Source organism: Bradyrhizobium manausense (assembly GCF_018130615.1).
Taxonomy (GTDB): domain Bacteria; phylum Pseudomonadota; class Alphaproteobacteria; order Rhizobiales; family Xanthobacteraceae; genus Bradyrhizobium; species Bradyrhizobium manausense_A.
Genome location: NZ_JAFCKB010000004.1, coordinates 283647 through 308031 on the forward strand (window position 1 = coordinate 283647; position 24385 = coordinate 308031).

Genomic DNA, 24385 nt, shown 5'->3' on the forward strand with positions numbered 1-24385 from the left:
ACCTGCTCTACCCAACTGAGCTATCCTTTGTGGGACAAGAGACCGGAATCGAACCGATGCCTTCGGGTTTCAGCCCGACGCTCTCCATGAGCTACATCCTGCTTTTGCCTTCATTCGGCGGAACACGAAACCGGAGACCGGCCCGCGCCAGCCGGGATCTCAGAGAGCCCGGACACATGGCCTAGCGAAGGAGCGCGCTAATAGACGAAGCACGTTCGGGTTGCAAGGGGGCAAGCGAAAGAATTTCATCACGCGCCTTGCGCTGTGACGCGCTGAGCACATCCAGACATCTCCTCACTCTCGCGACATGTCCTGGAAGCACGCCCTCACCCAGTCGATCGTCACGCGCGCTGCGGCGTCGCGCTTGAGATGATTTTGCACGAGCAGCCAGACGTCGCGACGCTTCGGCAGCAGCGTGGCGCGCAGGCGGCGATCGCCGAGCAGGTCCGCGCAACTATACTCCGGCAACACGCCTGCGCTGTGATGCGCGCGGATCAGATTGCGAATGACACGGACATTGTCGGTGACGCAGCGCGCCCGGACTTTCCGGGTGCGCAGGAACTGCATCTCGGGAATGGTCCCGAGTTCATCCGGATAAGCGCACAGCACCGGCTCGCTCTCGGTTGCGACCGGTTCAAAATAATAGAGCTTGATGTCGGCGAGCTTCGAGATCGCAAAGTCGCCCTTGTCCGGCTTGCGCAGGCGGATGGCGAGATCAGCTTCCCAGCGCGCGAACTTGACATTCTCGCTCGACGTCAGGAATTGCAACGTCAGCCCGGGATTGGCGCGCAGGAAATCGCTCGCGCGCGGCGACAGCACCTGCTCGGCAACCGTGTTGGTGGAGGCGATGCGCAGGCGCCCCACCGGACCTGCCAAACTCTCACCGACGCGGCCGATCTCGGCGGCGTGGGCGGCCATCGCCTCGACATGCGCCAGCACCGCCTCGCATTGCCGCGTCGGCTTGCGGACGCCGTCGGCGGCCTCGAACAGGCGCAGGCCGAGCGCGCGCTCGATGCGCGACAGCCTGCGTCCGACCGTGGTCTCGTCGATGCGCAGGCGTACGCTGGCGCCGGCATAAGTGCCCTCGTCCCTGACGGCAGCGATGATACGGAGGTCGTCCCAATTCATGGATTGAGGCTACATCGGCTGCGCCAAGCCTGCAATATCGCAGCCACCCGCTGCAATATCCCTGCATATCGGCAGGCGGCGCCGGCGCTATGTTTGCAGGAGCTCTCGCCTCGGAGATTCCTGAACCATGACGACCGCAAAGACCCTGCTGCAGCTCGCCGGCGCCGACCTCACCCCGCCACGTCTTTCCAACGCCGCGCTGGTGCTGATCGACATCCAGAACGAATATCTCGCAGGCCCCCTCGCCTTGCCCGATGCCCGGCCCGCGATCGCGCGCGCGGCTGCGCTCTTGGCGCGGGCCCGCGAAGCGGGAGCTGCGATCATCCATATCGCCCATCGCGGCAAGGCGGGCGGCCTGTTCGATCGTAGCGCCGACCGCGGCGCCATCGTCGCAGAACTCACGCCGCGCGACGGCGAGCTGGTGATCGAGAAGGAGCTGCCCAATTCGTTTGCCGGTACCGATCTCAAGGCGGGTCTTGACGCGACCGACCGCAAGAACATCGTGCTGGCCGGCTTCATGACGCACATGTGCGTCAGCTCGACCGCGCGCGCGGCGCTCGACCTCGGCTTTCGCACAACCATCGATGCCGATGCCTGCGCGACGCGCGATCTTCCGGACGGGCGCGGGGGCACGCTGGACGCCCGGACCATCCACGAGGTTGCGCTGGCAGAGCTATCCGACCGCTTCGCGATCATCGCGCGCGGCGATGCGCTGAAATAACGGAGGAATGCGATGCTGCAACTCTATTTCTCGCCGATGGCCTGCTCGCTCGCGTGCCGCATGGCGCTGATGGAAGCGGGCCTGGATGCGCGCTATCATCAGGTGCATCTCTGGACCAAGAAGCTCGCGGAAGGCGACGGTGACTTTCGCGACATCGCGCCAAAGGGCGCAGTGCCGGTCCTGGTGCTGGAGAACGGCGAACGGCTGACGGAAAGCGCGTCGGTGCTGCAATACATCGCCGATGTGAAGCCCGAGAGCGGCCTTGCGCCGCTTGCGGGCGACGTTGATCGCTACCGCCTGCAGGAATGGCTGAGCTTCATCGGGACCGAGATCCACAAGGCGTTTCTGTTTCCGACCTTCTGGTACAAGGACGACGCCTCGCTCGCCAAGCCGCGTGCACGGATCGCGCAGACCTTGTCGGTGCCTTCAGCGCGTCTTGTAGATCGAGAATTCCTCGTTGGTCGATGCTTCACCGTCGCGGATGCGCACCTCACCTGGGCGTTGCTGCTGTTGCGTCCCGCGGGCGTCGATATCGCGCAATGGCCGTCATTGTCGGCCTATCTCGAACGCATGCAGGCGCGGCCCGCCGTGCGGGACGCGATCGCGACCGAGATGGCGCTGCGCAAGGCGATGGCGGCCTGAAGCGCGCCTTACTCGACCCGCGCCAGCACCGCAAGCTTGCGGATGCCCTTGTTGCGATAGGCGTCGAGGAACGCGTAGTAGTCCTTGAACGACACGCAGCCGTTGGAATCGCCGTTCGGCCCGAGCATGAAGGTGTGCGCGAGCAGGCCATCGCGGCCGTAAATTGCGTTCTCGCCGCCGATCGGCGTCAGGCGCAGCGCCGGCACGCCGTGGAACAGCGCTTCGCGCGGCTTCAGATTGTAGATGTGCGGCGGCGTCACGCCGCGCATGCGGACTTTCGAGGAGCGCGGATCGTCGAGATTGGAGCCGAGGCCGGAATGCGCCTCGAGCTTGGTGCCGTCGGGCAGATACACGGTCTTGGCCGTGATGTCGTACACTGCGGTGTCGCGCTCATAGGGCGCCGACCCGCCGAACATCGGGTTCTGCTCCTTCGGCGCGATCGCCGAGGTCACGCTGGCATCGGCGGAAGCATAGGCGAGCAAGCCGCCGGACGGCTCGCGCTTGCCCCAGAGCTTCTCCACCATCGACTGGCGCGGGCCGGTGATCGACATCACCGCGGCCTTGGCGCGATCGGCAAAGGTTTTGGGCTTCGCCTCGGGCGCCGGAACGATCTGGGCCGGATCGGCCGACGCGAGCTGCACCGGCGCGTCCGTGCCGCGCTTGGACTTCGCCACGTCCGCGACCTTGTCGGCGATTCTTTCAGAGACCTTGGCCGGACTCTTCAGCACTTCCGCGACCTTGGCCATGACCGTCGGCTTCGGAGTGGCCTCAGCGACCTTCGTCGCAGGCGCAGCGCTCGCCGCGTTGGAGTCCACACCCTGCGTCGCTGCTGCGGCAAAGCGCTCGTTGAACATCTCGCGCGAGATCGGTGCCGCCACCTGCAGCCGGTCGGGCAGCAAGGCGAACGTTTCCCGGATGGCCTCGCCCGCCTCGCGCAGCGCGACCTTGGGCGCGCGCTTGACCACGGGCTCGTCATAGCCGGAGCTGCCGACGGTCGGATAGACGCTGGCGGCGAAGATGTTGTTGTAGACGGTCCAGCCGGCAAGCACGACGCAGCCGATCACCGCGGCGCCAAGCACGTTTTGGGTGGTCATTTTCCGGGAAGACTTCCGATAGGAATGCTTCGAAGGATTCTTGGGCTTCCGTGCCGCGTAGCTCTGCGCAGCGATACTCGTACTCATTCGCCTTGCGTCCAGGACGGTGTCACTCAGTCCCCCTTCGAAGTGCCGCTGGCCACGTTCCGGAACCAGCATCTCGCAGAGGGTCGGAGCGTCATTAAGGCGACTTTTAGTTAAATGCAGATTAAGTTCGGGCGGTTGTAGGGCAACTCGTTAACGCTGTGCCATTTCGAGAAAAAGGCCCGCAGAACTACGGACTTAGGCAAGACTGTTAACCATAATTCTCCGCCGGTTCAGCACGCTCAGCGGACGTCTCCGGCCGCCTCTCTAAACGCACCAACCAAGTCCTTTTCGTGGTCATCAATACCCGGACGATAACGGTGAAACGTTGCGCGAGGCTGGTGCCTCCGGGCTCCACGAATACGTCTCTGACCGAATTCGCGGAAATTGCCCCTCACCTCACCCCTCTCAGCGCGGCCAAAGCTCACCCCGGTCCGTAAGGACGGCGAGAGGAGTGGACTGCACCCTGACCGAAAGTTGATCGCGCCGATCTGGAAATGGCCGCGGCGGGAAAATAGCTACGACCTCGGCACTTTTCAGCAGCCTCTGCGCGTGATACGGTACCGTATCAACAATCGCCTTGAACTGTGCCGAGCACGCAAAAACGGAGGCTGGCATGAGAAGGTTTTCGCGCGCAGGGTTTTGCGCCTTGGCGTGGTCATTCTTGTTGATCGGGTCTGCGACTGCACAGCCCGCCACGGATGCGGGCTGCACGGTATCGCCGTCCGCCGCCGGCACGCAGGTCTGGCGCTGCGACAACGGCATCACGATCGTCGCAGAAAACGGCGCGCGATTTGAACTCAAGGACACCAACCGCGACGGACATATTGACTCCGTGGAGTTGAGCAGCAAAGCGCTGCTGATCGAGGTTCCCAAGAAGCCCGGCGGCAATCCCTTCAAGGTGCTGACGCCGCAGGCGATTGCCGCTGTGCGCGGCACCAAATGGGCCGTCGATGTCGGCGAGGCGAAGACGTCCGTATTCGTCGCCAACGGCCGCGTCGGCGTAACTCGCAGGTCGGCGCGCGAGCGCGGCGTCGTGCTCGGCCCCGGCGAGGGCGTCGATGTGGAAGCGGCCGGTCCGCTGGCCATCAAGACATGGGGCCAGCCGCGCGTCGACGCCCTGATGGCAAGACTGGGTCAATAGGTCCAGCCAACAGGTCTGGATCAAGAAGGCCCGCACAATTCGACAAGGCCCGCGCGCCAATACGCGGAAAGAACAGACAGCAGTACGACGTAATGAATAGACGCGTTCAGATCGTGATGGCCCTCGTCCTCGCGGCCCTGTGGGGCGCCGGCGTTTTCGCCGCCCACGCCGGCGGCCATCTGCGCTTTCTCGATCGGCTCGAGGCGACGCTGGCCGACCTGCGCACGCTTGCGCGCGGCGTGGTGCCGCCACCCGATCTCGTCACCATCGTCGCCATCGACGACACCGTGGTAAAACGCGGCGGCACCTATCCGTTGCCGCGCGCCGATCTCGCCCGCGTCGTCGACACGATCGTGCAGTTCAAGCCGAAGGTGGTCGCGATCGATCTGCTGCTGATCGACCGAAGCGCCGCGATCGGCGACGCCACGCTGGCCAACACGCTTGCCACCGGGCCCATGGTGCTCGCCGGGGCGGCGATTTTCCCGAACGCGAGCGAGACCGTGGCGTCCGGCAGCGCCGGGCCGCTCGCCGCCCTGCCCGAGGCCGAGCGCTTCCTGCTGCCATTGCCGGCGTTCGCCGATCACGCCGATGTCGGGATCGTCAACGTCGCGACCGGACAATCGGGCTCTCCACTCTCGGTCCCCATGCTGTTCCGGACCGGCGACAAGGTCGAACTGTCGTTTCCGCTGCGGGTCGCAAGCCACGCCCTCGACAGGCCGCTGACGATCGCGCCCGACCATCTCATGCTCGGCGATCGCGCGGTGCCGACCGACACCGACTTTGCGCTGCCGATCACCTATTACGGCCCGCGCCGCACCATCCGCACCGTGAGCGCGCAGAGCATTTTCGACGGCACGCTCGACCGCAAAGCGATCGAGAACCGGATCGTGGTGATCGGCGCCTCCGTGGCCGGCGGCAGCGACTTCTTTCCAACGCCGTTCGATTCCCTGATGCCGGGCGTCGAGGTCATCTCGACCGCGATCACGCATCTCGTCGCCGGCGACAGCATCGTGCGCGACCGCAAGGTTCACATGGCTGATGCGCTGGTCGCGATCCTGCTGCCGATGCTGCTGGTGGGCCTGCTCGCCTGGCGGCGCAGCGCGCTCGGCTTCGTCGCGGCAGCCGCGGTGATGGCCGCCTGGGCGGGGCTCAACCTGTTCGCGTTCACACACGGCGTCTGGCTCGATGCCGCGACCACGCTCGCGGCCGTGGTGCCGCCGGTCGCCGTGTTCATCGGGGTACAATTGTGGGCGGGAGGCCGCCGCACGCAATATCTCGCCGCCAAGAGCCGGTCGCTCGCAAAGCTTCAGGCGCCCGCCGTGCAGGAATGGCTGGCCCGCGATCCCGACTTCCTGGCCAAGCCGGTCCGGCAGGATGCGGCCGTCGTCTTCATCGATCTGTCTGATTTCACGGCACTGAGCCAACGGATCGAACCCGACCAACTCCAGGACATGCTGAAGGCGTTCCATGCGCTGATCGACAAGGCAGCGGTTGATTGTGGCGGCATGATCACGAGCTTTCTCGGCGACGGCGCCATGATCCTGTTCGGCCTGCCCGGTGCGATGCCGGACGACGCGGCGCGTGCTCTGAAATGTGCGATCGACCTGCATCGCGGCGTCGAACGCTGGATCGCGTCGCTGCCATCGGCGATCGGCGGCCGGCTCGGATTCAAGATCGGCGCGCATTTCGGCCCGATCATCGCGTCGCGTCTCGGTGAGAGTCACCAGCACATCACGGCCAACGGCGATACCGTCAATCTCGCAAGCCGGCTGATGGAGGTCGCCGCGCAAAACCACGCGCGGCTCGCACTGAGCGAGGCATTGCTGGATGCGGCCGACTTCCACGGAGCTCCCGACGGTGTCCTGTCAGGCCCCCTGCTCACGCAGATCCGCGGCCGCTCCGGCGTCGTCACCGTCTGGTTCTGGAGCGATCAGGACAAGCCGAGCCAGGCGGCGGCCAAGGTCGAGATGATCGACTAGCTCCGCTGTCGTCCCGGTGGAGGCCCGGCCTTCGCCGGGACGACAGCGCAGAGCGGCTGCCCGCTAAACTTTGCGCCTCAGCACGCCCAGGCCGCCGAGCAGGCCGCGCGACATCAGTTCGCGGAAGCTGTCGTTGATTAGGATCTCGTCGACGTCGTCGGAGATCAATTTCGCTTCCGCCTCGGTCATGACATTGGACGTGAACACCCCGCTCTGCTTCATGGCGTTGAGCGCATCCTTGACCAGCGGCGCACCGCCCGACGGAATCTCCGGCGGCTGCCAGTCCAGATCCTCGATCACGAACAAGCCGCCCGGTTTCAGTGAGGGAAACAGCACGCCGAGCGTCAGGTGCTGGTGCACCGAGGCGTGAGAGCCGTCGTCGATGATGATGTCCAGCGGCTTTTCCCTGGCTGCAAGCTGCTCCAGCATGCTGCGGTCGCCTTGGTCGACGCGATGGATCCTGACGCGCGGGTGGGAGAACCAGCTGAAATCCTCGATGTCGACGCCGATGACCTCGGCATTCGGGAAGTAATCCAGCCACATTTGCAGCGAGGGCACTTGATCCTGAGCCCAGCCTTCGACCCGCCCCCGGCACAGACCGATTTCCAGGATACGAATGGGCTCGAGCGCCTTCGATCGGAACAGCTCGTGATAGACGCGCGTATAGTGATGAGCGAGATGCCCCTTGTAGACCGCGCCCTTATCCGAATCGTATTTCGCCGCAAGCTGCGTTAGCCAATTCGGATCGAGCACCAGCTTCTTGAGATAACCCGCCACGCTTTGGTCGGGCACGGCATCGAAGCGCAGCCCCCGCTCGGCCCACATCTTTCCCCAGAGATGGACACCCGTCACGCGGGGATCGCTCAAGAGATCGAAGCCGGCCCGGCCTTCGGCGGCGAACAGGTCCACCTCACGCCAGTCGATCGCATTGAAGGTCGTCGGCGGCAGGATCGAGGATTGGAGCTCCTCGTCGCCTGCCACGAGCAGATATTCGCTGAGCAGCAAAGGCCCCACCGCGCCGTATTCGACACGCTTCTCGCTGAAGAGCCGCTGAAGCGACAGGGCATAGAGATTGGCCATGTGAATCGAGCCCTTGGGCGCGCGCATCACGTCACCGACGCAGACATGCCCGTTCTCGACACCCGACCATTGCGCGGAAAACACGTGCTCCCGTCCAAAATCCAGGGGCTTCACGAGCACGATGTCCGTATCGAGCCACCATCCGCCAAATTCATGGAGAACGGCATAGCGGAAGATGTCGCTGAAATAGCGGATCTCGCTGTTCAGAACGGCGTGCTGGTAGATCGCTCCCGGCACGAGGTTTGCGGCATCGGCGACCATCACCCCGGGCGGCACACGCGCCTGCATGGCGGCGACGTTGTCGTAGGTGTACAGCTTGACCGGATGACCGTGACGGACCATCGACTGCAGCGAGAGACGCGACATCTCGCTCAGCGGAGCGTTCGACCAGAAGCAATGGATGGGATCGCGGGCTTCTGCCGACCTTGCGCGGCTCCGAAGATGCGGATTGAATTCTCTCGTCTGCGCATTCCAGCCGTTGCGAGGGACAGAACGGCACGCGCCGAGAAACGGCAGTTTCTGATACGCGCGAGCGATCAAAAAGCAGAGGCTCGCCTGGTTGCCATGCCCTGCCCCGTTCAAGGCGTTGCCAAAGTTCTCCCAGATCGAGGGATCGACGGGATCGAGCGCGATCGCCCGCTGAAACGCTTCGAACGCCTGCTCCTGGAGTCCCTTGCCGAGCAGCGCCGTCCCGAACGTTGCGAGATAAGTCGCCTTCATCTCGTTCGTGAGAGCACGGCCGGCCCAGTTGATGGCGGCATCGTAATCCCCGTTGAGCAGCGACACACCGGCCATCAGATGAAGGAGGCCTGCGTGGCTTGCGTCTGCTGCCAGCCCTTCCCGGCAACGGGCTTCGGCCTGCTCGAGCTCGCCCGTTTTCAGATGTCGAAGGCAGATCTGATAATATTCATCCCGCGTCAGCGAAGACGGCTCTGTCGAAGTCTCGTTTGCTCTTGCGAGAGTGCCGTCGTGATAATTCATCAGATACCATCCGGATCTTGAGAAAGCGGGGCGCAATCCGATTCCTGGGGCCGCAGGAAGGTTGCCACCGCACAATTATTCCTTGGAGCTTGCTTGAAGCTGGACAGCGCTTTCGCCTGGGTCCGCCGGCGCGTGGCGAATCAAGGGAGCCGTTGCTATGGCAGCGATCGGCACTCAGCGCGCTTGATCCGATTTTTGAAACCGGTCGTTGCATGAAGAACATTGTGGTCAACCTCAACCGCCAGCCGGAAAAGTACGAAAGCTTCCTGAGGCTCAACGCCGGGACCAAGATCACCTTCGAACGATTTCAGGCATCCGATGGCGCATCGCTTTCGCCGGAGGACGCGCTTGGCATGAACCTGGTTGTGCCGGGAGCACAATTCACTGCGGGTGCCGTCGGGTGTGCGGCCTCCCATGTCCGGATCTGGCAACAGACACTTCAATCCGGAATCCCGGCGCTCGTGTTCGAAGACGACGCGATCATCCGCCATGACATCACCGAGCGCCTGGACGTTCTTCGCGGCCTCAAGGACTGGGACTACGTCGCACTCGGCTACAACACCGACACCACCCTCGAAGTCGAACTGGCGCCCGGCTTCAAGTCCACCATGATGTTCATGCCAAAACGGCCAACCGACGAAAGTGCGGCGGCGTTTCAAAGATCGACATCAGACGTCGCCGCCTTGCGGCTCACCACCTGCTTCGGCACGGCAGGTTACGTGGTTTCGCCTCGCGGCGCGAAGAAACTCCTGGAGCTCTGCTTGCCGATGGAGAACCGCTTTCTGAAAATTCCGATGTTCAACCGCATGGTCCCGGTCCTGGGGATCGATGGCATGATGAACTTCATCTACGCCTCGATCGAGGCCTATGCCTGCCTCAGTCCGCTTGTCATTCCCGGAAACAACAACGCGGTCTCGACGACCGTTCCGACCGGCGAAATCCCCCGCTGGTAGGCAGCGGCCCGGTTCAGGGCTGGAGTTCGGGCGGCGGCGAGCGGTCCAGCACGTCGCCCTTGGCGTTCTCGAGCAGATCGATGCCGTAGGTCTCGACCACGAGCGGCCCGCGCTTGCGCTGCAGCTCGCCGACCCGTGTCACCTTCGCGAAGAGGTCGTTCAGGAACGGATGACCGTCGGGACGCAGCTCGTCGACATAGAGCAGCTTGCCCGCGAGCAGCTTCGGATCGGGCTCGGGCATGTTGACCCAGCGGATGCGCTGGTTCTGCTGCACCACGCAGCTGCCGGGCGGCAGATAGAAGGCGAGCCAGCCGGTGGTGCCGTAATCCGGCGTGAGCACGCAGCGCGCGCCATTGCGGACGCGTTCCGCCTCGATCCCGGCGGCAAGCTCGCGCCAGCCTATCCCGACGCTGCGCACGGTGGCGTCGCGGCGATAGCCGGACAGCCAGCCCGTGTTGGCCTGCAGGATCAGCGCGGCGAACATCACGATGCCGGTGGGTGCGGCCCAGCGCAGGCAAAAATCGACCAGCCGTCGTGCAGGCGGTTTCCACTGCGCGAGGTTGGCTGCGGCTGCCGCCGCGATGACGAAGGGCGGATAGACCGGCGCGAACCAATTGGCCTCGACGCGGGCATGCAGCGAATGCCAGACGAAATAGGCAACGATGGTCCAGAACATCGTCTCGATCAGCAAGCGCGAGGCCAGCGCACCGGCGCGGCGCCAGGTCAGCGCATGCAGCCCCATCGCGCCGAGGATGAAGACCAGCGGGGTTGCGAAGGCAAACTGCGTCGGGATCAGCTCGGCAATGAAGACCGGACGAAAGTCCTCGATCCTGGCGCGGCCGAGCTGCTTGACGAACGAGACCCAGTGATGATCCGCATTCCAGAGGATGACCGGCGAGAACAGCGCCAGCGCCACGAGGCCGCCGAGATAGGGCCAGGGTGAAAGGAACCAGCGCCGCAGCTTCGGCACAGAAGCAAGCCAGATCAGGATCGCGGCGCCAAAGAACATTGCGGTATATTTCGACAGCAGCGCGGCGCCGACCGCCGCGCCGACCGCGAGCCACCAGACGCCGCGGCCGGTCTCCAGCACCTTGGCGAGGAAGAACAGCACGAAGCTGGAGGCAACCAGCAGCGGCGCATCCGGCGTCACGATCAGCGTGCCGACGGAGGCCATCATCGTCACGTTGAGCAGGATGGCGCTGGTCGCCGCCACGCGGGCGCCGCCGAACAGGATCGCCGCCGTGCGATAGATTGCGTAACTCATCGGCAGCGCGAGCAGGATCGAGACGAGGCGGACGCCAAGCTCGGTATCGCCGGCGATCATGGTGCCGGCGCGGATGACGTAGGCGACCATCGGCGGGTGGTCGTAGTAACCGCCCGCGAGGTTCTTCGACCACATCCAGTAATAGGCTTCGTCGAAGGTGATCGGCGTGAAGGCGGCCGCGACCAGCCGCAATGCGACCAGCGCGAGGAGCACCAGCGCCGTATTGCGGACGATCCGCGCGTCAGCCCCGCCCATACCGGTTTCCTTGGCTGTATCCCTGGCGCGCTATTTCTTGCGCCAGACGAACAGTCCGGACATCGCGTAATTCCACACCACGCCCATCAGCGCCCCGGCGAGGCCAGCCAGCCACCAGATCGGCTCCTGGTCGTAGACCGAGAAGGCGACGCCGACATTGGCGAGCAGGCCGACGCTGCACACGATGTAGAACATGATCAGGCCGCGCAGGATCCCGAACCCCTTCAGTCGCTGATCGCGATAGGTGAGGAAGTTGTTCATGATGAAGTTGGTCGTCATGGCGACGATCGCGCCCGCGGCCTGCGCCTCCGCGAACGGCACCTTGATCAGCTGAAGCGCGATGAACAGCGTGGTGAGATGCACCACGAGGCCGATGCCGCCGACCATCGCAAACAGGATGAAGCGGAGCGAGACGATGTCGTTGGTCAGCTTCGCGAGCACGAGGCCGAGGAAGTCCAGCGCGACCATGGAATCGAGCTTGCTCTCGCCGTGCTGACGGGCGCCGAATGTGTAGGGAATTTCGACGGCGCGCAAATTGCCCTGCGCGGTCGCGACGAGATCGAGCAGGATCTTGAAACCGTGCACCGAGAGCTTCGGCGCCAATTGCTCGAAACGGTCGCGGCGGACCATGAAGAAGCCGCTCATGGGGTCGGCGATCTCGACCCGGAGCATCTTCTTGGCAACCTCGGTCGCCAGCGCGCTGGCGCCGGCGCGCTGCTTGTTGAAGCCTTCGCTCTTGTAGCCCTCGATGTAGCGGCTGCCGACGACGAGGTCGGCCTGATCGCTTGCGAGCAGCAGCAGCATCTTCGGCAGCTGCGTCTCGTCATGCTGGAGGTCGGCATCGATCACGGCCGCGTAAGGCGCGCTCGATGCCAGGATGCCCTCGATGCAGGCGCCGGACAGGCCGCGGCGGCCGATGCGGCGGATGCAGCGCACGCGGCTGTCCTTCAGAGCCAGCGCGCGCACGACGTCCCAGGTGCCGTCCGGCGAATTGTCGTCGACGAACACGACCTCCCAGGCGACGTTGACGAGCGTCGCCTCCAGCCGCCGGTACAACACCGTGACGTTGTCACGCTCGTTGAAGGTCGGGACGATGATCGACAGTTCCGGCCCCTCTTGAGCCTGATTGTCGATGCCCGGTCTGATCGCTTCATTCATGACGGCAGCGTATATCCGCCGCGTCCAGCGATGCCAAGTTCTTGAACCAATAAGCCGGGGATCCCTGGGGAACGGGCCAAAAGGGCCCTAAAATGCCAACGACCCCGGAACGGCGGACCGCGCGTACATCCGGCGCAAGCCCAAGCTATTCCAAGGTCGTCCCAGCGCCGGAGGTGACCCTCAACGTCGCCGTTAGAAGCTAGATAGGAATGCGAGATCGGCTTCGCAAGGGGGCGAAAGCGCCCTTTTTCAAACCCGTTACTGGTTTGGGACTTCCCGGATCACCGGGCCCCGAGGCGCCGGCGCCACCGGGGCTGCGGGTGCCATGGCGGCCGGAGCCGGCTCGACCTTGGCCGGCTTGGGGGGCTTCCCGTACTGCCCGATCGGTCCGAAGACGACGGCAACCGCCAGCGCGATCGCTGCGACGATCGCGCCACAAATGCCACCTACCGACTCAGACGCCATGCCAACCCGTCCCTGTTCCAAGAGCAGCCAATCATACCACGGATGAACGCGCGGCCGGAAGGGCTCCAAAACGGGCGAATGGCGAGTAGCGAACAAAGCTGCCCCTCCTTCCCTATTCGCTATTGGCCATTCGCCGCTCCCTATTTTGACGGCGGCCTGTGCTTGACGTAGGCGGTCACGATGTCCTTCTGCGCCGACTCCACCGCCCGGTTCGCGGTCGCGAGATGGGCGCCGGAATCGATGTTCGGATATTGCGTGGTGAGATAGTCGAGCAGCGCGACCCGGTAATATTGCCGCTCCGACGGGCAGGCGCCGGCGACCGAGCGGCCGAACTCCTGCTCCGACAGACCCTGATTGCTGTCGCGCGAATATTCCCGCGCCAGGCAATGCCAGTAATCGTCGCGGCCCTGCATGGCGAGCTTCTGGGCGCCCTTGGTGTTATCGTCATCCGCGATCGCAGAATATGTCGTGGCAGCAGATGTCATCATGACGAGCGCGGCTCCCAGCATCAGCATCCGCATCTTGTTCTCCTTTTTTCTTCGCAGATCGCGGGCGGAAGCTTAGACAGGAAGCGACAACTGGCCAATCACTTCTGGTTTGAATAGGATGCAGTCCTCCCCTTCCCGTCGATGCGAGATCCTCCCGTGGCCAAAGCAAAAACCGCGTCCAAAAAATCCGGCAACATCTTCATCGGTATCGGCGGCTGGACCTTCGAGCCGTGGCGCGGCGTGTTCTATCCGGAGAAGCTGACTCAAGCGAAGGAATTATCCTATGCCGCCTCGAAGCTGACCTCGATCGAGATCAACGGCACCTATTACGGCTCGCAGAAGCCGGAGAGCTTTCGCAAATGGGCGAGCGAGGTGCCTGAGGGCTTTGTGTTCTCGGTGAAGGGGCCGCGCTTTGCCACCAATCGTCGCGTGCTGGCCGAGGCCGGCGATTCCATCAAGCGGTTCTATGATTCCGGCGTACTGGAACTTGGCGATCATCTCGGGCCGGTGCTGTGGCAGTTCGCGCCGACCAAGAAATTCGACGGCGCCGATTTCGGCAAGTTTCTGGAACTGTTGCCGCGCAAGCTCGAGGGACGTGCGCTACGCCATGTCGTGGAGGTGCGCCATGACAGCTTCTGCACGCCGGACTTCATCGCGCTGATCCGCGAATTCGAGACGCCGGTCGTGTTCGCCGAGCACGGCAAATATCCGGCGATCGCCGACGTCGCCGGCGATTTCGTCTATGCCCGGCTGCAGAAAGGCAATGACGAGATCAAGACCTGCTATCCCCCAAAGCAGTTAGATGCCTGGGCCGAGCGCTTTCAGGCCTGGGCCGACGGCGGTGAACCCGACGACCTCCCGAAAGTCGACAAGGCGAAGCCGAAGAAGGAACCGCGCGACGTGTTCGCCTATGTCATTCACGAGGGCAAGGTGCGCGCACCGCACGGCGCCATGGAACTGATCGCGCGGATAAGCTGAGGATCATTGATGGCCAGGGCGAAGAAACTCTTCACCATCGGCTATGAGCAGACGCCGCCCAAGGCCGTGCTGGACGAGCTGGAGCAGGCCGGCGTCAAGCTCGTGGTCGACGTGCGCGCCGTGACGTCGTCGCGACGGCCGGGCTTTTCCAAGAAGCAGCTTGCCGCGGGCCTCGATGAGCGTGGCATCGCCTATGTTCATCTCGCTAGCCTCGGCACACCCAAAGAGGGACGGCTTGCGGCCCGCAGCGGACAATACGACGTGTTGGAGAAGATCTTCTCAAAGCACCTGAAGACGCCGGAAGCCCGAGAACAGATGGACGAGCTCTCGGCGCTGGTGAAGAAGGCCGGCCCCGTCTGCCTGCTTTGCTACGAGCGCGACCACACCCACTGCCACCGCCAGATGATCGCGGAGATCATCGAGGAGCGCGATGGCGTGGCGGTGAAGAATTTGGCGGCACGGCAGGTCTAAACGACGTTCTCCGTCATGACCGGAGAGATCCGTCTACCCCTCGCCCGCGAGCCTAAACGTCCCCTCCATCATCTGCACGCAGCTGCCGCCGACATGAGCGGAGACGATCTTGCCGCCTTGCTTACGCACGCGTGTCAACAGCAGGCTCGGCCTGCCCATGTCAAAGCCCTGGCCGACCGTGAGCTTCAACTCGCCATCCCGGATAGGATCGAGGTCAGCGAACAGCGCGGCTGCGGCGACGGTGGCGCTACCGGTTGCGGGGTCCTCGGCGAGACCGCCTGCGCCGCGCATGAACATGCGCGCTTGCCGCTCGCTAGGCACCTCCGACGCGAGCACATCGCGGGTATAGAACCACACCGAGCGTGCGTCGTCGCGCGGCAAAACTCTGCCGAACGCGGCCGCATCGGGCCTTGCTCGCTTGAGCGCATCGCGCGAAAGCACCTCCGCCACTAGGAACGGCGTTCCGACGCCGACGACCTGCGGCGCATGATGATCGGTCCTGATGTCATCGGCCGTCAACGAGATGCAGGCCGCAACGTCAGCGGCGGAAACTTCTGCCAATCGGGACAGCGGCTGCGGTGCAGTGAGTTCGGTGCCGATGACCCTCCCCTGTTCCCGGAAAATGTCGACTGGCACGAGGCCCGCCTTCTCTTCGAACAGCAACCGCGGCTTCGGCTCCTTGGCGAGGTTCGCCAGCACGAAGGAGGTACCGACATTGGGATGCCCCGCAAACGGCATCTCCCTGACCGGCGTGAAGATGCGCACCTCGGCATCGTTGGCCTTGTCGCGCGGCGGCAGCACGAAGGTCGTCTCGGAATAGTTGAACTCGGTCGCGATCGCCTGCATCTGCTGCGTGGACAGCCCGGCGGCGTCGAGCACCACGGCGAGCTGGTTGCCGCCGAAGGCGCGGTCGGTGAACACATCGACGGTGACATAGCGGCGCTGCATGGTGCTTCCTCACGCAAATGGCGGCCGCGACCGGCCGCCTCGCGCAGCACTCTACAAGCTCAAAACATTGTCCGTCATGCCCCAAAATTCAGTGCAATCGGAGCAATCGCGACAGCGCGTCAGAAGCGGAAGAGCGGCCGCGGCGATGCCAGCACCTGTGCACGCTCGCTCTTATCGACGATCAGCGTGTCAAGGAATTGCCGATTCTTCGCGTAAGTCTGCGTCGCCTCAAACTGCGTGTGCGGCCAGTCGCTGCCCCACAGCAGACGATCGGAACCGTAAGCGCTACGCAGCAGTGGATAGGCGCCCTTGGCAAAATTCTCGCCGGCCGGGCCATTGCGATACGGCGCGGAGACCTTGACCCACACGTTCCGGCTCGCCCCGAGTTTCAGCACCGATTGAAAGCCGGGATCGGTGACCCCGAGCTTTGGATCGGGCAGCGCGTAATGATCGAGCACGACAGTGATTCCGTGATCGAGCAGCTGCGGCACGAGCACGGCGAGATCGGCCGCGTTGCGCTGGATCTCGACCTGCCAGCCCATCGCCTTCACGCCTGCGAGCAATCCCTTCCACTCGCTCGAAGCGAGATCGGGCAAAGGCTGGCCGACGAGATTGAGGCGAATACCGGCGACGCCCGCGCGATCGAGTTCACCTAGCTCGCCTGCAGGGATGACGGGATCGACGACGGCGATGCCGCGCAGGCGCCCCCCGGTTCGTTTCAGGCAGTCGACGAGATAGGAATTGTCGGTGCCGAGGAAGCTCGGCTGCACCAGCACCCCATTGGTCATGCCGTTGCGATCGAGCTGCTCGAGATAGAGCGACAGCGGCGCGTCGTAATCGGGCGCGTAGCGCCGACCCGGCGCAAGCTTGAGGCCACGGTGAAACACATGGGCGTGCGTATCGATCGTTGGCAAGGCCGCCTCACTCCTGGCTGTCGTCGCGGTCGCCATGGCGAACGACGCAACACCCGCACCAAACTGGCGGCGCGTCAGGCCGCGCCGGGGCAACGTCATGGTCATTTCTCCCCATCCGTCGTCAGGCGCGCGTCGCCGCGGCCTGCTCGAACACCTTGCCGCGGGTTTCGGGCAGGAGCAGCACCGCGATCAGCACCAGTGAATAAGCAAACGCCGCGTCGATGCCGATCGCGGGGCCGAGTCCGATGCGATCGCTGAGGAAGCCGACCAGGAAGGGAAACGCGGCGGAGACGACACGGCCGAAATTGTAGCAGAAGCCGACGCCGGTGCCGCGGACGCCCGCGGGATAGAGCTCGCTGAACAGCGCCGCCATGCTGGCGGGAATGCCAGCCGAGAAGAAGCCGAGCGGAAAGCCGAGCACCAGCATCTGGCCATTGGTCAGCGGCGCGAAGATGTAGATCAGCACCGTGGCGATGCAGGCGCTGGCAAACAGCGCGACATTGGCCCGGCGGCCGATCCGGTCGCTGACGATCCCGCTCGTGACACATCCGCAGAAGAACGCAGCGATGATGACGGCGAGATAGCCGCTGGAGCCGAGCACCGACAAGTGCCGCACCTCGCGCAGATAAGTCGGCAGGAACGTCGTCAGTGCGGCATAGCCGCCATGGGCGCCGATGCCAAAGAGACCGCCGACCAAGGTCGAGCGCAGCACGTCACGATGGAATATGCCTGAGAGCGTGGCCAGGAATGGCGTCTCTGCGTCCTTGGCAGCGGCGCGCGGCGGCTCCTTCAGCCCGCGGCGGATGAAGATGATGAGCAGCGCCGGCAGCAATCCGATCGCAAACAGGATTCGCCAGGCGATATCCGCCGGCGCGTAGGTGAAGATCAGCGCCGATAGCAGCACCGCCGCGCCCCAGCCGACCGCCCAAGCGCTCTGCACCGAACCCAGCGCCTTGCCGCGATGCTCGGGACGGATGATCTCGGCCATCAGCACCGCGCCGCAGGCCCATTCGGCGCCGAAGCCGAGGCCCTGGATCGCCTTGAGCACCACGAGCTGAGTGTAGCTCATCGCAAATGCCGACGCGAAAGTCGCAAGCGCAAAAGCCGCGACCGTGATCTGGAGCGCCTTGACGCGACCAAAACGATCGCCGAGCGCCCCGCCGAGCCAGCCGCCGAACGCGCCGAAGAACAGCGTGACCGAACCGAGCAGGCCGGCGTCCGCTTTGCTGATGCCGAAGGCCGCGATCAGCGCCGGGATGGCGAGGCCGAACATCTGGACGTCGAGCGCATCCAGCGCCCAGCCGCCAAAGCTTGCCCAGAACGTGCGCCGCTCCAGCGGCGAGCTTTCACTGTACCAGTTCGACATGTTTCCTACCCTTGTACGCGTTTATTGCTTGGTGTCGTTGGAAGGCCGCCGTCACCGGATCTCGGCGTGGTAGCGGAAGCGGTCCGCCGGCCCGCGCGAGCGGCGCCATTCGATCGGCCGCCGCTCCAGATCGAGCGCGAGGCGCTCGATCACGATCAGCGGTGCATGGGCCTCGAGCCTGAGCAGCCGCGCCTGCATCTCGTTGGCGATCTCGACCGTCAGGATTTCCTCGGCGGAGACCACGACCTCGCCGCAGCGCTCTTCATAGAGCGGATAAAGCAAGTCGCCGAACTCGGCCGTGTCGATGTCCAGGATCTTCGCGAAGCGCGATTGCTGCAGCCAGATTTCTTCGGCGAGCAGCGGCACGTCGTCGATCAGGCGCAGGCGCGACAAGCTGATCACGGCTTCGCCGACCGGGATGCGCAGGGCTGATGCCACCGCTGATGTCGCGGGCACGCTTCTGCGCCGGATGATGCGGCTCTTCGGCACGCGCCGCTCGCCGCTCTCGGACTGGAAGCGGAAGAAGCGAAACAGCGAGGAGTTGAAGCGCGCCCTGCGCACGAAGGTGCCGCGGCCCTGCTGGCGCTCCAGCACGGCGTCCGCGACGAGCTGGTCGATCGCCTTGCGCACGGTGCCGATCGCGACGCCGTAATGGGCGCCCAGCTCGGCCTCCGACGGGATCGGCTCACCCGGCCGCCATTCGTTGCGGTTGATCCGCGCAGCGAGATCATCGCGCAGGCGCTGGTAGCGTGGCAGGCGGTCGTCGCGCGGGGCTGAATTCATCTAGTCATGTAGATGACTACATGAAAGCGGAGTCAAGGACTACCATGATACCGTAACGCATCGAGATGCGGGGCCGGCGCCGCAGCTTCCGCCGGCCCCGCCCCGTCCGCTTCGATCGTCAGTTCGTGGTGTTCGGCATGCAGGGCGGCTCCTTGTAGGGCGCGGTGGCAAAGGCCCCCTCAGCTGGCGCCCTGACGCAACCCGCCGTCGCGTGCATCACACCGCGCCGCGCAGGCGCGACGTCGCGGGCGGACGCAGCTTCGATTTGATAAACAGCAGCGGCAATCAGGGCGGCCGAGACAAGGCTCAATCGGATCATGGATTTTCTCCGCGTGGCAAACGGACATCGAAAGAATTTCGACGTCCTGAGTGCAAGAGCGGAGAACCAGCGAGGATATTTCGGTGCGCGCCTTCAAACAAACGCGAGCAGTCCTCATCCCAGCTGAAACACCGCCACCGGCTGCTCGTAACCGCGAACGGTGACCTCGCCGAGGGACACGGCATCCTCGCCGTCATCGCCGAGCGCTTCGCGCACGGTCGCCGAGATCAGAAGCTGGGTGCCGAACTCCTTGTTGAGCGCCTCGAGCCGGGAGGCGAAATTCACGGTATCACCGATCACAGTGTATTCCTTGCGCCGGGGCGAACCGATATTGCCGGCAACGACCTCGCCGAAATGGATGCCGATGCCGATCCTGAGCGGCCAGCTCGTCTGCGCATTGATGCGGTCCATTGCGCTCAGCATCTCGCGGCCTGCCGCGACAGATCGATGCGCGGCATCGGAGGCCTCCAGCGGGGCGCCGAACAGCGCGAGAAAGCCGTCGCCGAGAAACTTGTTCACGATGCCGCCGTGGCGGTCGAGAATATCGACCAGCACCGCGAAGGCACCGTCGAGCCGGTCGACGACCTCCTGCGGCGTGCGCGACTGCGCGCCTGCCGTAAAGCCGCGGAAATCGACGAACATCACGGCGACGCGGCGCAGATCACCGGCCGCGCTCGTCCCCTCCGCCATCAGCCGCTCGACCACTTGCGGCGACACATGCTGGCCGAACAGATTGGTCACCCGGTCGCGCGCCGTGGCCGCCGCGATGCTCGCGGCGAACTGTCGTCGCAACTGCGCGCCGACCGAACCCGCGAGCACGCCGCAGACCAGGATGACGGCGCTGCGCACCACGTGGAAGTAGATCAGGGGCTCGCCGGTGTCGCTGGCCGAATTGTAGTACAGCGCGACAGCCAGGAGCTCGGCGGCGGCGACAAATCCCGTAAAGGTGGACAGCCAGAAATCGAGCCGAAGCGTCGAGAGAATGACGAAGATGAAATAGACCAGCGGCAACACGAAGCCGAGCGCCTGGCTCGCGCCCATGCTGCGGATCTGGAGGATCAGGATGAGCGTCGGCAGCGACGTTTCGATGGTTGCACCGATATAGCGCCTGATCACCGGCAGGTCGCGATCGAGCTTCAGGTTTCGCCTGATCTGGCCATGAACCCAGACCTCGAAGAGCAGGAAGCCCGCCACGAGGACATATTCGCGGACCATGCCCTCCGTCCCGCGCCAGATCCGGTTCGAGATGGCGGGATCGATCACGAAGGTTGCCGTGAGCAGGACCATCATGACGAGGCCGGTGGCGATCAGCGCCTTCACCCGCAACAGCTCGGTGCGCAGCACTTCGCGCGTCAGCTCGCGCTCGAACTCCTCCGAGAGAACGGCGCCCCCGCGTCTCTTCCAATTCGTAAAGCCGACCATTCCGTCCCCCAGTCATTCCGGGGCGATGCGACGGGACCGCGAAACGCGGCCCGGAGCAGCGAACCCGGAATCTCGAGATTCCGGGTTCGCACTTCGTGCGCCCCGGAATGACGCCAGAGGACATTGTGCCTCAATCCAGCGTGCGGCGGAAGCGCGTCACGGCGATCGTCATGGCGACCAGCATCAGCGCAGCCAGCGCCAGCGCATCGAATCGCAGATTTGGCATGGACGCGCCCTTCAGCATGATGGCGCGGACGATGCGGATGTAGTGCGTCAGCGGCAGGCATTCGCCGACATATTGCGCCCAATTCGGCATGCCCGCGAACGGGAACATGAATCCGGACAAGAGAATGCTTGGCAGAAAGAACATGAACGACATCTGTATCGCCTGTAGTTGATTCTGCGCGATGGTGGAGAACGTGTAGCCGATCGCGAGATTTGCGGCGATGAAAAGGGTCGAAAGTGCCGCCAGCAGAAACAGATTGCCGAGCACCGGAACGCCGAACAGGAACACTCCAATATTGACGATCAGGAAAGCCTGGATGAATCCGACCAGGATGTAGGGAACGATCTTGCCGATCATCACCTCGACCGGCTTGATCGGCATCGACAGGAGGCTCTCCATGGTGCCACGTTCAATCTCGCGCGTCACCGACAGTGCCGTGAAGATCAGCATCGTCATGGTGAGGATGGTGCCGACCAGTCCCGGCACGATGTTGAGCCGCGATTCCGCGGCGGGATTGTAGCGCGCGTGCGCGCGGATCTCGAACGGCGGTGCCGGGGGGGCGCCGATGTAGAGATCGTGCGCGAGCGCGGTCTGCACGATCATGCCGAGCGAGCCGAGCGCGGAGCTTGCCGCGACCGGATCGGTCGCGTCGGCGGCGACCAGCAGCGCCGGCTTGTCGCCGCGCCGCACCGCGCGTTCGAAGCCGCGCGGGATCTCGACGCCGAATAGCACCTTGCCCGACTTCAGGAGATTGTCGAACTCGTCGACGTCGTGCACCTCGTAGATGAAGCGGAAATAGGCGGTATTCTCCAACGCCTTCAGGACCGAACGAGCGAGATCGGAGTCCTCCTGGAGCAGCACCGCGCTTGGCAGATGGTGCGGCGTGGTGTTGATGGCATAACCGAACAAGAGAAGCTGCATCACCGGAATCGCCACGATCATCGCAAACGAGACGCGGTCCCGCCGAAGCTGGATGAACTCCTTCGCCATCATGGCATAGGAGCGGCGCCAGAAGCCGAAGCGGCCGCGGATCTCCCCGATGGCGTCGGTTGTCCGGATTGTGCTCATTGGAAATTATCCTTGGAGCGGCCCATCAGCTCGATGAAGACGTCTTCCAGCGATGGATGCGACTTCTGCCAGTGCAGGCCGCTCTTCTCGCGCCACGGCGCGATGCTGGCTTCGAGTGCCGCCAAGTCGCGGCCCGAGACGTGCAGCGAGGTGCCGAACGGGGCCACCATGTCGATCCCGGGCCTGCCGGCGAGCTCGGCGGCGAGGCCGTTCAACTCGCCGGTGACGGTATAAGTCGCCAGCGCGGATTTCGCGATCACCTCATCGACGGTGCCGTGCGTCAAGAGATGGCCGTAAGCGATATAAGCGATCTCGTGACAGCGTTCGGCCTCGTCCATGTAATGGGTCGAGACCAGCACGGTGAGCCCTTCGGCCGCGAGCGCGTGGATCTCGTTCCAGAAATCGCGCCGCGCCTTCGGATCGACGCCGGCGGTCGGCTCGTCGAGCAGCAGCAGCTTTGGATTGGGCAGCGTGCAAGCCCCTAGCGCCAGCCGCTGCTTCCAGCCACCGGAGAGCTCGCCTGCGAGCTGATCCTCGCGACCCGAGAGCCCGAGCCGCTTGATCATGTCGCGTGCCGCACCGCGCGCATCCGTGAGGCCATAGAGCCGCGCGACGAATTCGAGATTCTCCCGCACCGAGAGGTCCTGATACAGGCTGAAACGCTGGGTCATGTAGCCGACCTGGCGCTTGATCTTTTCGGCGTCGCGCAGGATGTCGTAGCCGAGGCAGGTGCCCTCGCCGCTGTCGGGCGTCAGCAGGCCGCAGAGGATCCGGATGGTCGTGGTCTTGCCCGAGCCGTTCGGCCCGAGGAAGCCGTAGATCGAGCCACGCTTCACCTGCATCGACAGATCGTGCACGACCTCGCGGCCGCCGAACGATTTCGTCAGGCCCTTGACGTCGATCGCGATGTCATTGCCGGCGCTCATCGCTTGTCCGCCACCGGAGTCTTCGGGTTGAGATAGACGTCGATCGGTTGTCCGACCCGCAACGCGTCCGGCCGCGAGGGCCGCGCCTGGATCAGGTAGACGAGCTTGTTGCGCTCTTCGAGGCTGTAGATCACCGGTGGGGTGTATTCGGCCGAGGTCGCGATGAAATAGATCTTTGCGGTGAGATCGGCGGCGCAATTGTCGCAGGCCACCCGCACCTCGTCGCCGATCGACAGTTTCGGCAGCTCCGTCTCCGGCACGAAGAAGCGCAGCTTCATGTTGCCGGGCGGCATGATCGAGAGCACCGGTCGTTGCGCCGCCACCATCTCGCCCTCACGGAAATAGATCTGCTGGATGGTGCCGGCGACAGGCGCAAATCCCTTGCGCCGCGCCAGCCGCGTCTGCGAGGTCACCACCCGCGCCTGCGCAACCCGCAAGTCCGAGACCGCGGAATCGAGCGCGGCTTGCGTGCCTGAGCCGGTCTTGCGCAGGGAATCCGCGCGATCGAACACCTGTTGCGCATTGGCCAGCGTCGCCTTGGTCTGGTTGAGATCGGCAAGCTGGAGATCGTCATCGACCGAATACAAGGCGTCGCCAACCTTCACCACGTCGCCTTCTCGGATGTCCAGCTTGATCACCCGCCCGGCTTCGTCCGGGCTGACATAGATCATGTCGGCTTCGACCCAGCCCTGGAAGCCGGGATCGCGCTTCTCCTTGCAACCGGCAAGCGATGTTGCAAGCACGACGGCCAATACGATTGCAGATATCCTTTGCGACGACCTCATGTCGTCCTCCGTTCGCCAAAAATCAAATCGAGATGGACACGCAGCATGTCCTGCGCGTCGAGCGGCGCGTACCGTGCAAACAGGCTCTGCCAGATCACGGCGATCATCGCCGGCGCGACCAGGATCTGCGGGAAGCGCGCAAGGTTCTTCTGGTGGATCTCGCCGCGGGCGATGCCGAGCTCGATCAGCGCGCGCATGCCGGCCATCCCGCGCGAGACCACCTCACGGTAGTAGAAGTCGGCAACGGCCGGAAAGCGCGGCCCCTCCGCCACGATCAGGCGGACGAGATCTCCGCGCCGCGTGCCCATCACCTCCTTGATGAAGTTGCCGGCAAACGCCTCGATCAGATCGCGTACCGAGCCCGTCGGCGGCGGCAGCGCATTCAGCCTCGCCACTACGGGCACGATCACCGTGCGCACCAGCTCCTCGAACATCGATTCCTTGTCCTTGAAGTGCAGGTAGATCGTGCCCTTCGCGACGCCTGCGCGCCTGGCAATGTCGTCGAGCCGCGTCGCGGCAAAGCCGCGCGCAATGAATTCCTCCATCGCCGCCTCGACGATCGCCGCACGTCGTTCCGCCGCGCGCGCAGCGCGGCTCGACGCGGGAGCAGCCGCTTCCCCGCCAACCTCGGGGGTGTGAGTTGCTGGCTTCGCAACCGCTCTGGTGGACTTCTTTGACATTGTTCATTTATGACTGACTAGTCAGTCATAGTCAATCAGCATTCATGTCCGAGACACGCAAAC

The 24385-nt window shown here is 64.3% G+C and carries 24 protein-coding genes and 1 tRNA gene; 7 read left to right on the forward strand and 18 right to left on the reverse strand.

Annotated features, from left to right (window positions below; all coding sequences use genetic code 11):
• Positions 1-30 precede the first annotated feature (30 nt).
• Together JQ587_RS10325 and JQ587_RS10330 are read right to left on the reverse strand one after the other, a co-directional pair.
• Positions 31-102 (reverse strand) — tRNA-OTHER (locus tag JQ587_RS10325).
• Positions 103-294: 192 nt separating this feature from the next.
• Positions 295-1128 carry a LysR family transcriptional regulator gene (locus JQ587_RS10330; RefSeq protein ID WP_212425221.1) on the reverse strand — a complete coding sequence of 278 codons (834 nt, stop codon included), beginning with the start codon at positions 1126-1128 and terminating at the stop codon, positions 295-297.
• A gap of 127 nt (positions 1129-1255) precedes the next feature.
• Between JQ587_RS10330 and JQ587_RS10335 the strand changes: the two genes are divergently transcribed.
• Positions 1256-1849: a cysteine hydrolase family protein gene (locus JQ587_RS10335; RefSeq protein ID WP_212425222.1), complete on the forward strand. Its 594-nt coding sequence runs from the start codon at positions 1256-1258 to the stop codon at positions 1847-1849.
• A gap of 12 nt (positions 1850-1861) precedes the next feature.
• Positions 1862-2491, forward strand: a complete 630-nt coding sequence (locus tag JQ587_RS10340) for a glutathione binding-like protein (protein WP_212425223.1) — start codon at positions 1862-1864, stop codon at positions 2489-2491.
• 8 nt (positions 2492-2499) lie between these two features.
• On the opposite strand, the gene JQ587_RS10345 is transcribed toward JQ587_RS10340, so the two are convergent.
• Positions 2500-3585 (reverse strand): DUF2778 domain-containing protein, encoded by a 1086-nt coding sequence (locus tag JQ587_RS10345; protein WP_212425224.1) that lies wholly within the window; start codon positions 3583-3585, stop codon positions 2500-2502.
• A gap of 700 nt (positions 3586-4285) precedes the next feature.
• Here JQ587_RS10345 and JQ587_RS10350 point away from each other — a divergent pair.
• Both JQ587_RS10350 and JQ587_RS10355 read left to right on the forward strand, forming a co-directional pair.
• Positions 4286-4813, forward strand: coding sequence for a FecR domain-containing protein (locus tag JQ587_RS10350; protein ID WP_212425225.1), 528 nt, complete (start codon positions 4286-4288; stop codon positions 4811-4813).
• A gap of 92 nt (positions 4814-4905) precedes the next feature.
• Positions 4906-6792 carry a CHASE2 domain-containing protein gene (locus JQ587_RS10355; RefSeq protein ID WP_212425226.1) on the forward strand — a complete coding sequence of 629 codons (1887 nt, stop codon included), beginning with the start codon at positions 4906-4908 and terminating at the stop codon, positions 6790-6792.
• A gap of 63 nt (positions 6793-6855) precedes the next feature.
• Here the strand turns inward: JQ587_RS10355 and JQ587_RS10360 are convergent, their stop codons facing one another.
• On the reverse strand, positions 6856-8667 hold the full coding sequence (locus JQ587_RS10360; protein WP_212425227.1) for a glycosyltransferase: 1812 nt from the start codon (positions 8665-8667) through the stop codon (positions 6856-6858).
• A gap of 23 nt (positions 8668-8690) precedes the next feature.
• On the opposite strand from JQ587_RS10360, the gene JQ587_RS10365 reads away from it, so the two are divergent.
• Positions 8691-9806 carry a glycosyltransferase family 25 protein gene (locus JQ587_RS10365; RefSeq protein WP_212425228.1) on the forward strand — a complete coding sequence of 372 codons (1116 nt, stop codon included), beginning with the start codon at positions 8691-8693 and terminating at the stop codon, positions 9804-9806.
• Positions 9807-9819: 13 nt separating this feature from the next.
• Here JQ587_RS10365 and JQ587_RS10370 read toward each other — a convergent pair whose 3' ends face one another.
• The 4 genes from JQ587_RS10370 to JQ587_RS10385 all read right to left on the reverse strand — a co-directional run bounded on the left by JQ587_RS10370 (position 9820) and on the right by JQ587_RS10385 (position 13469).
• Positions 9820-11325, reverse strand: coding sequence for a glycosyltransferase family 39 protein (locus JQ587_RS10370; RefSeq protein WP_212425229.1), 1506 nt, complete (start codon positions 11323-11325; stop codon positions 9820-9822).
• A gap of 30 nt (positions 11326-11355) precedes the next feature.
• Positions 11356-12483 carry a glycosyltransferase gene (locus JQ587_RS10375; RefSeq protein ID WP_212425230.1) on the reverse strand — a complete coding sequence of 376 codons (1128 nt, stop codon included), beginning with the start codon at positions 12481-12483 and terminating at the stop codon, positions 11356-11358.
• 258 nt (positions 12484-12741) lie between these two features.
• Positions 12742-12948, reverse strand: a complete 207-nt coding sequence (locus tag JQ587_RS10380; RefSeq protein WP_212303084.1) for a hypothetical protein — start codon at positions 12946-12948, stop codon at positions 12742-12744.
• 140 nt (positions 12949-13088) lie between these two features.
• Entirely contained in the window at positions 13089-13469 is a 381-nt protein-coding gene (locus tag JQ587_RS10385; RefSeq protein ID WP_212425231.1) for a hypothetical protein, read from the reverse strand.
• A 108-nt stretch (positions 13470-13577) separates the two neighbouring features.
• Between JQ587_RS10385 and JQ587_RS10390 the strand changes: the two genes are divergently transcribed.
• Together JQ587_RS10390 and JQ587_RS10395 are read left to right on the forward strand one after the other, a co-directional pair.
• Positions 13578-14414 (forward strand): DUF72 domain-containing protein, encoded by an 837-nt coding sequence (locus JQ587_RS10390; RefSeq protein ID WP_212425232.1) that lies wholly within the window; start codon positions 13578-13580, stop codon positions 14412-14414.
• A 9-nt stretch (positions 14415-14423) separates the two neighbouring features.
• Positions 14424-14885 carry a DUF488 domain-containing protein gene (locus JQ587_RS10395; RefSeq protein ID WP_212425233.1) on the forward strand — a complete coding sequence of 154 codons (462 nt, stop codon included), beginning with the start codon at positions 14424-14426 and terminating at the stop codon, positions 14883-14885.
• A gap of 33 nt (positions 14886-14918) precedes the next feature.
• Here JQ587_RS10395 and JQ587_RS10400 read toward each other — a convergent pair whose 3' ends face one another.
• From JQ587_RS10400 to JQ587_RS10445, 10 genes are all read right to left on the reverse strand, one after another.
• Entirely contained in the window at positions 14919-15833 is a 915-nt protein-coding gene (locus tag JQ587_RS10400; RefSeq protein WP_212425234.1) for a PhzF family phenazine biosynthesis protein, read from the reverse strand.
• 119 nt (positions 15834-15952) lie between these two features.
• Positions 15953-16846, reverse strand: coding sequence for an amidohydrolase family protein (locus JQ587_RS10405; protein ID WP_212425235.1), 894 nt, complete (start codon positions 16844-16846; stop codon positions 15953-15955).
• 22 nt (positions 16847-16868) lie between these two features.
• Positions 16869-18113 (reverse strand): MFS transporter, encoded by a 1245-nt coding sequence (locus JQ587_RS10410; protein ID WP_212425236.1) that lies wholly within the window; start codon positions 18111-18113, stop codon positions 16869-16871.
• 51 nt (positions 18114-18164) lie between these two features.
• On the reverse strand, positions 18165-18896 hold the full coding sequence (locus JQ587_RS10415) for a GntR family transcriptional regulator (protein WP_212303077.1): 732 nt from the start codon (positions 18894-18896) through the stop codon (positions 18165-18167).
• 118 nt (positions 18897-19014) lie between these two features.
• Positions 19015-19215, reverse strand: a complete 201-nt coding sequence (locus JQ587_RS10420; protein WP_212303076.1) for a hypothetical protein — start codon at positions 19213-19215, stop codon at positions 19015-19017.
• A gap of 114 nt (positions 19216-19329) precedes the next feature.
• Positions 19330-20637, reverse strand: a complete 1308-nt coding sequence (locus JQ587_RS10425) for an adenylate/guanylate cyclase domain-containing protein (protein ID WP_212303075.1) — start codon at positions 20635-20637, stop codon at positions 19330-19332.
• 130 nt (positions 20638-20767) lie between these two features.
• Positions 20768-21931 carry an ABC transporter permease gene (locus JQ587_RS10430; RefSeq protein WP_212303074.1) on the reverse strand — a complete coding sequence of 388 codons (1164 nt, stop codon included), beginning with the start codon at positions 21929-21931 and terminating at the stop codon, positions 20768-20770.
• Positions 21928-22857 carry an ABC transporter ATP-binding protein gene (locus JQ587_RS10435; protein ID WP_212425237.1) on the reverse strand — a complete coding sequence of 310 codons (930 nt, stop codon included), beginning with the start codon at positions 22855-22857 and terminating at the stop codon, positions 21928-21930. The genes JQ587_RS10430 and JQ587_RS10435 overlap by 4 nt, the downstream gene beginning before the upstream one ends.
• Positions 22854-23642, reverse strand: coding sequence for an HlyD family secretion protein (locus tag JQ587_RS10440; protein WP_212303072.1), 789 nt, complete (start codon positions 23640-23642; stop codon positions 22854-22856). The genes JQ587_RS10435 and JQ587_RS10440 overlap by 4 nt, the downstream gene beginning before the upstream one ends.
• Positions 23639-24322 (reverse strand): TetR/AcrR family transcriptional regulator, encoded by a 684-nt coding sequence (locus tag JQ587_RS10445; RefSeq protein ID WP_249154246.1) that lies wholly within the window; start codon positions 24320-24322, stop codon positions 23639-23641. Before JQ587_RS10445 ends, JQ587_RS10440 begins: the two co-directional genes overlap by 4 nt.
• Positions 24323-24385 lie beyond the last annotated feature (63 nt).

Bases quoted from the DNA above. Each gene is read 5' to 3' on its own strand.
- JQ587_RS10330 (WP_212425221.1), bottom strand. From the start codon at position 1,128: ATGAATTGGGACGACCTCCGTATCATCGCTGCCGTCAGGGACGAGGGC.
- JQ587_RS10335 (WP_212425222.1), top strand. From the start codon at position 1,256: ATGACGACCGCAAAGACCCTGCTGCAGCTCGCCGGCGCCGACCTCACC.
- JQ587_RS10340 (WP_212425223.1), top strand. From the start codon at position 1,862: ATGCTGCAACTCTATTTCTCGCCGATGGCCTGCTCGCTCGCGTGCCGC.
- JQ587_RS10345 (WP_212425224.1), bottom strand. From the start codon at position 3,585: ATGACCACCCAAAACGTGCTTGGCGCCGCGGTGATCGGCTGCGTCGTG.
- JQ587_RS10350 (WP_212425225.1), top strand. From the start codon at position 4,286: ATGAGAAGGTTTTCGCGCGCAGGGTTTTGCGCCTTGGCGTGGTCATTC.
- JQ587_RS10355 (WP_212425226.1), top strand. From the start codon at position 4,906: ATGAATAGACGCGTTCAGATCGTGATGGCCCTCGTCCTCGCGGCCCTG.
- JQ587_RS10360 (WP_212425227.1), bottom strand. From the start codon at position 8,667: ATGGCCGGTGTGTCGCTGCTCAACGGGGATTACGATGCCGCCATCAAC.
- JQ587_RS10370 (WP_212425229.1), bottom strand. From the start codon at position 11,325: ATGGGCGGGGCTGACGCGCGGATCGTCCGCAATACGGCGCTGGTGCTC.
- JQ587_RS10375 (WP_212425230.1), bottom strand. From the start codon at position 12,483: ATGAATGAAGCGATCAGACCGGGCATCGACAATCAGGCTCAAGAGGGG.
- JQ587_RS10380 (WP_212303084.1), bottom strand. From the start codon at position 12,948: ATGGCGTCTGAGTCGGTAGGTGGCATTTGTGGCGCGATCGTCGCAGCG.
- JQ587_RS10385 (WP_212425231.1), bottom strand. From the start codon at position 13,469: ATGCGGATGCTGATGCTGGGAGCCGCGCTCGTCATGATGACATCTGCT.
- JQ587_RS10390 (WP_212425232.1), top strand. From the start codon at position 13,578: ATGCGAGATCCTCCCGTGGCCAAAGCAAAAACCGCGTCCAAAAAATCC.
- JQ587_RS10395 (WP_212425233.1), top strand. From the start codon at position 14,424: ATGGCCAGGGCGAAGAAACTCTTCACCATCGGCTATGAGCAGACGCCG.
- JQ587_RS10400 (WP_212425234.1), bottom strand. From the start codon at position 15,833: ATGCAGCGCCGCTATGTCACCGTCGATGTGTTCACCGACCGCGCCTTC.
- JQ587_RS10405 (WP_212425235.1), bottom strand. From the start codon at position 16,846: ATGACGTTGCCCCGGCGCGGCCTGACGCGCCGCCAGTTTGGTGCGGGT.
- JQ587_RS10410 (WP_212425236.1), bottom strand. From the start codon at position 18,113: ATGTCGAACTGGTACAGTGAAAGCTCGCCGCTGGAGCGGCGCACGTTC.
- JQ587_RS10415 (WP_212303077.1), bottom strand. From the start codon at position 18,896: ATGAATTCAGCCCCGCGCGACGACCGCCTGCCACGCTACCAGCGCCTG.
- JQ587_RS10420 (WP_212303076.1), bottom strand. From the start codon at position 19,215: ATGATCCGATTGAGCCTTGTCTCGGCCGCCCTGATTGCCGCTGCTGTT.
- JQ587_RS10425 (WP_212303075.1), bottom strand. From the start codon at position 20,637: ATGGTCGGCTTTACGAATTGGAAGAGACGCGGGGGCGCCGTTCTCTCG.
- JQ587_RS10430 (WP_212303074.1), bottom strand. From the start codon at position 21,931: ATGAGCACAATCCGGACAACCGACGCCATCGGGGAGATCCGCGGCCGC.
- JQ587_RS10435 (WP_212425237.1), bottom strand. From the start codon at position 22,857: ATGAGCGCCGGCAATGACATCGCGATCGACGTCAAGGGCCTGACGAAA.
- JQ587_RS10440 (WP_212303072.1), bottom strand. From the start codon at position 23,642: ATGAGGTCGTCGCAAAGGATATCTGCAATCGTATTGGCCGTCGTGCTT.
- JQ587_RS10445 (WP_249154246.1), bottom strand. From the start codon at position 24,322: ATGTCAAAGAAGTCCACCAGAGCGGTTGCGAAGCCAGCAACTCACACC.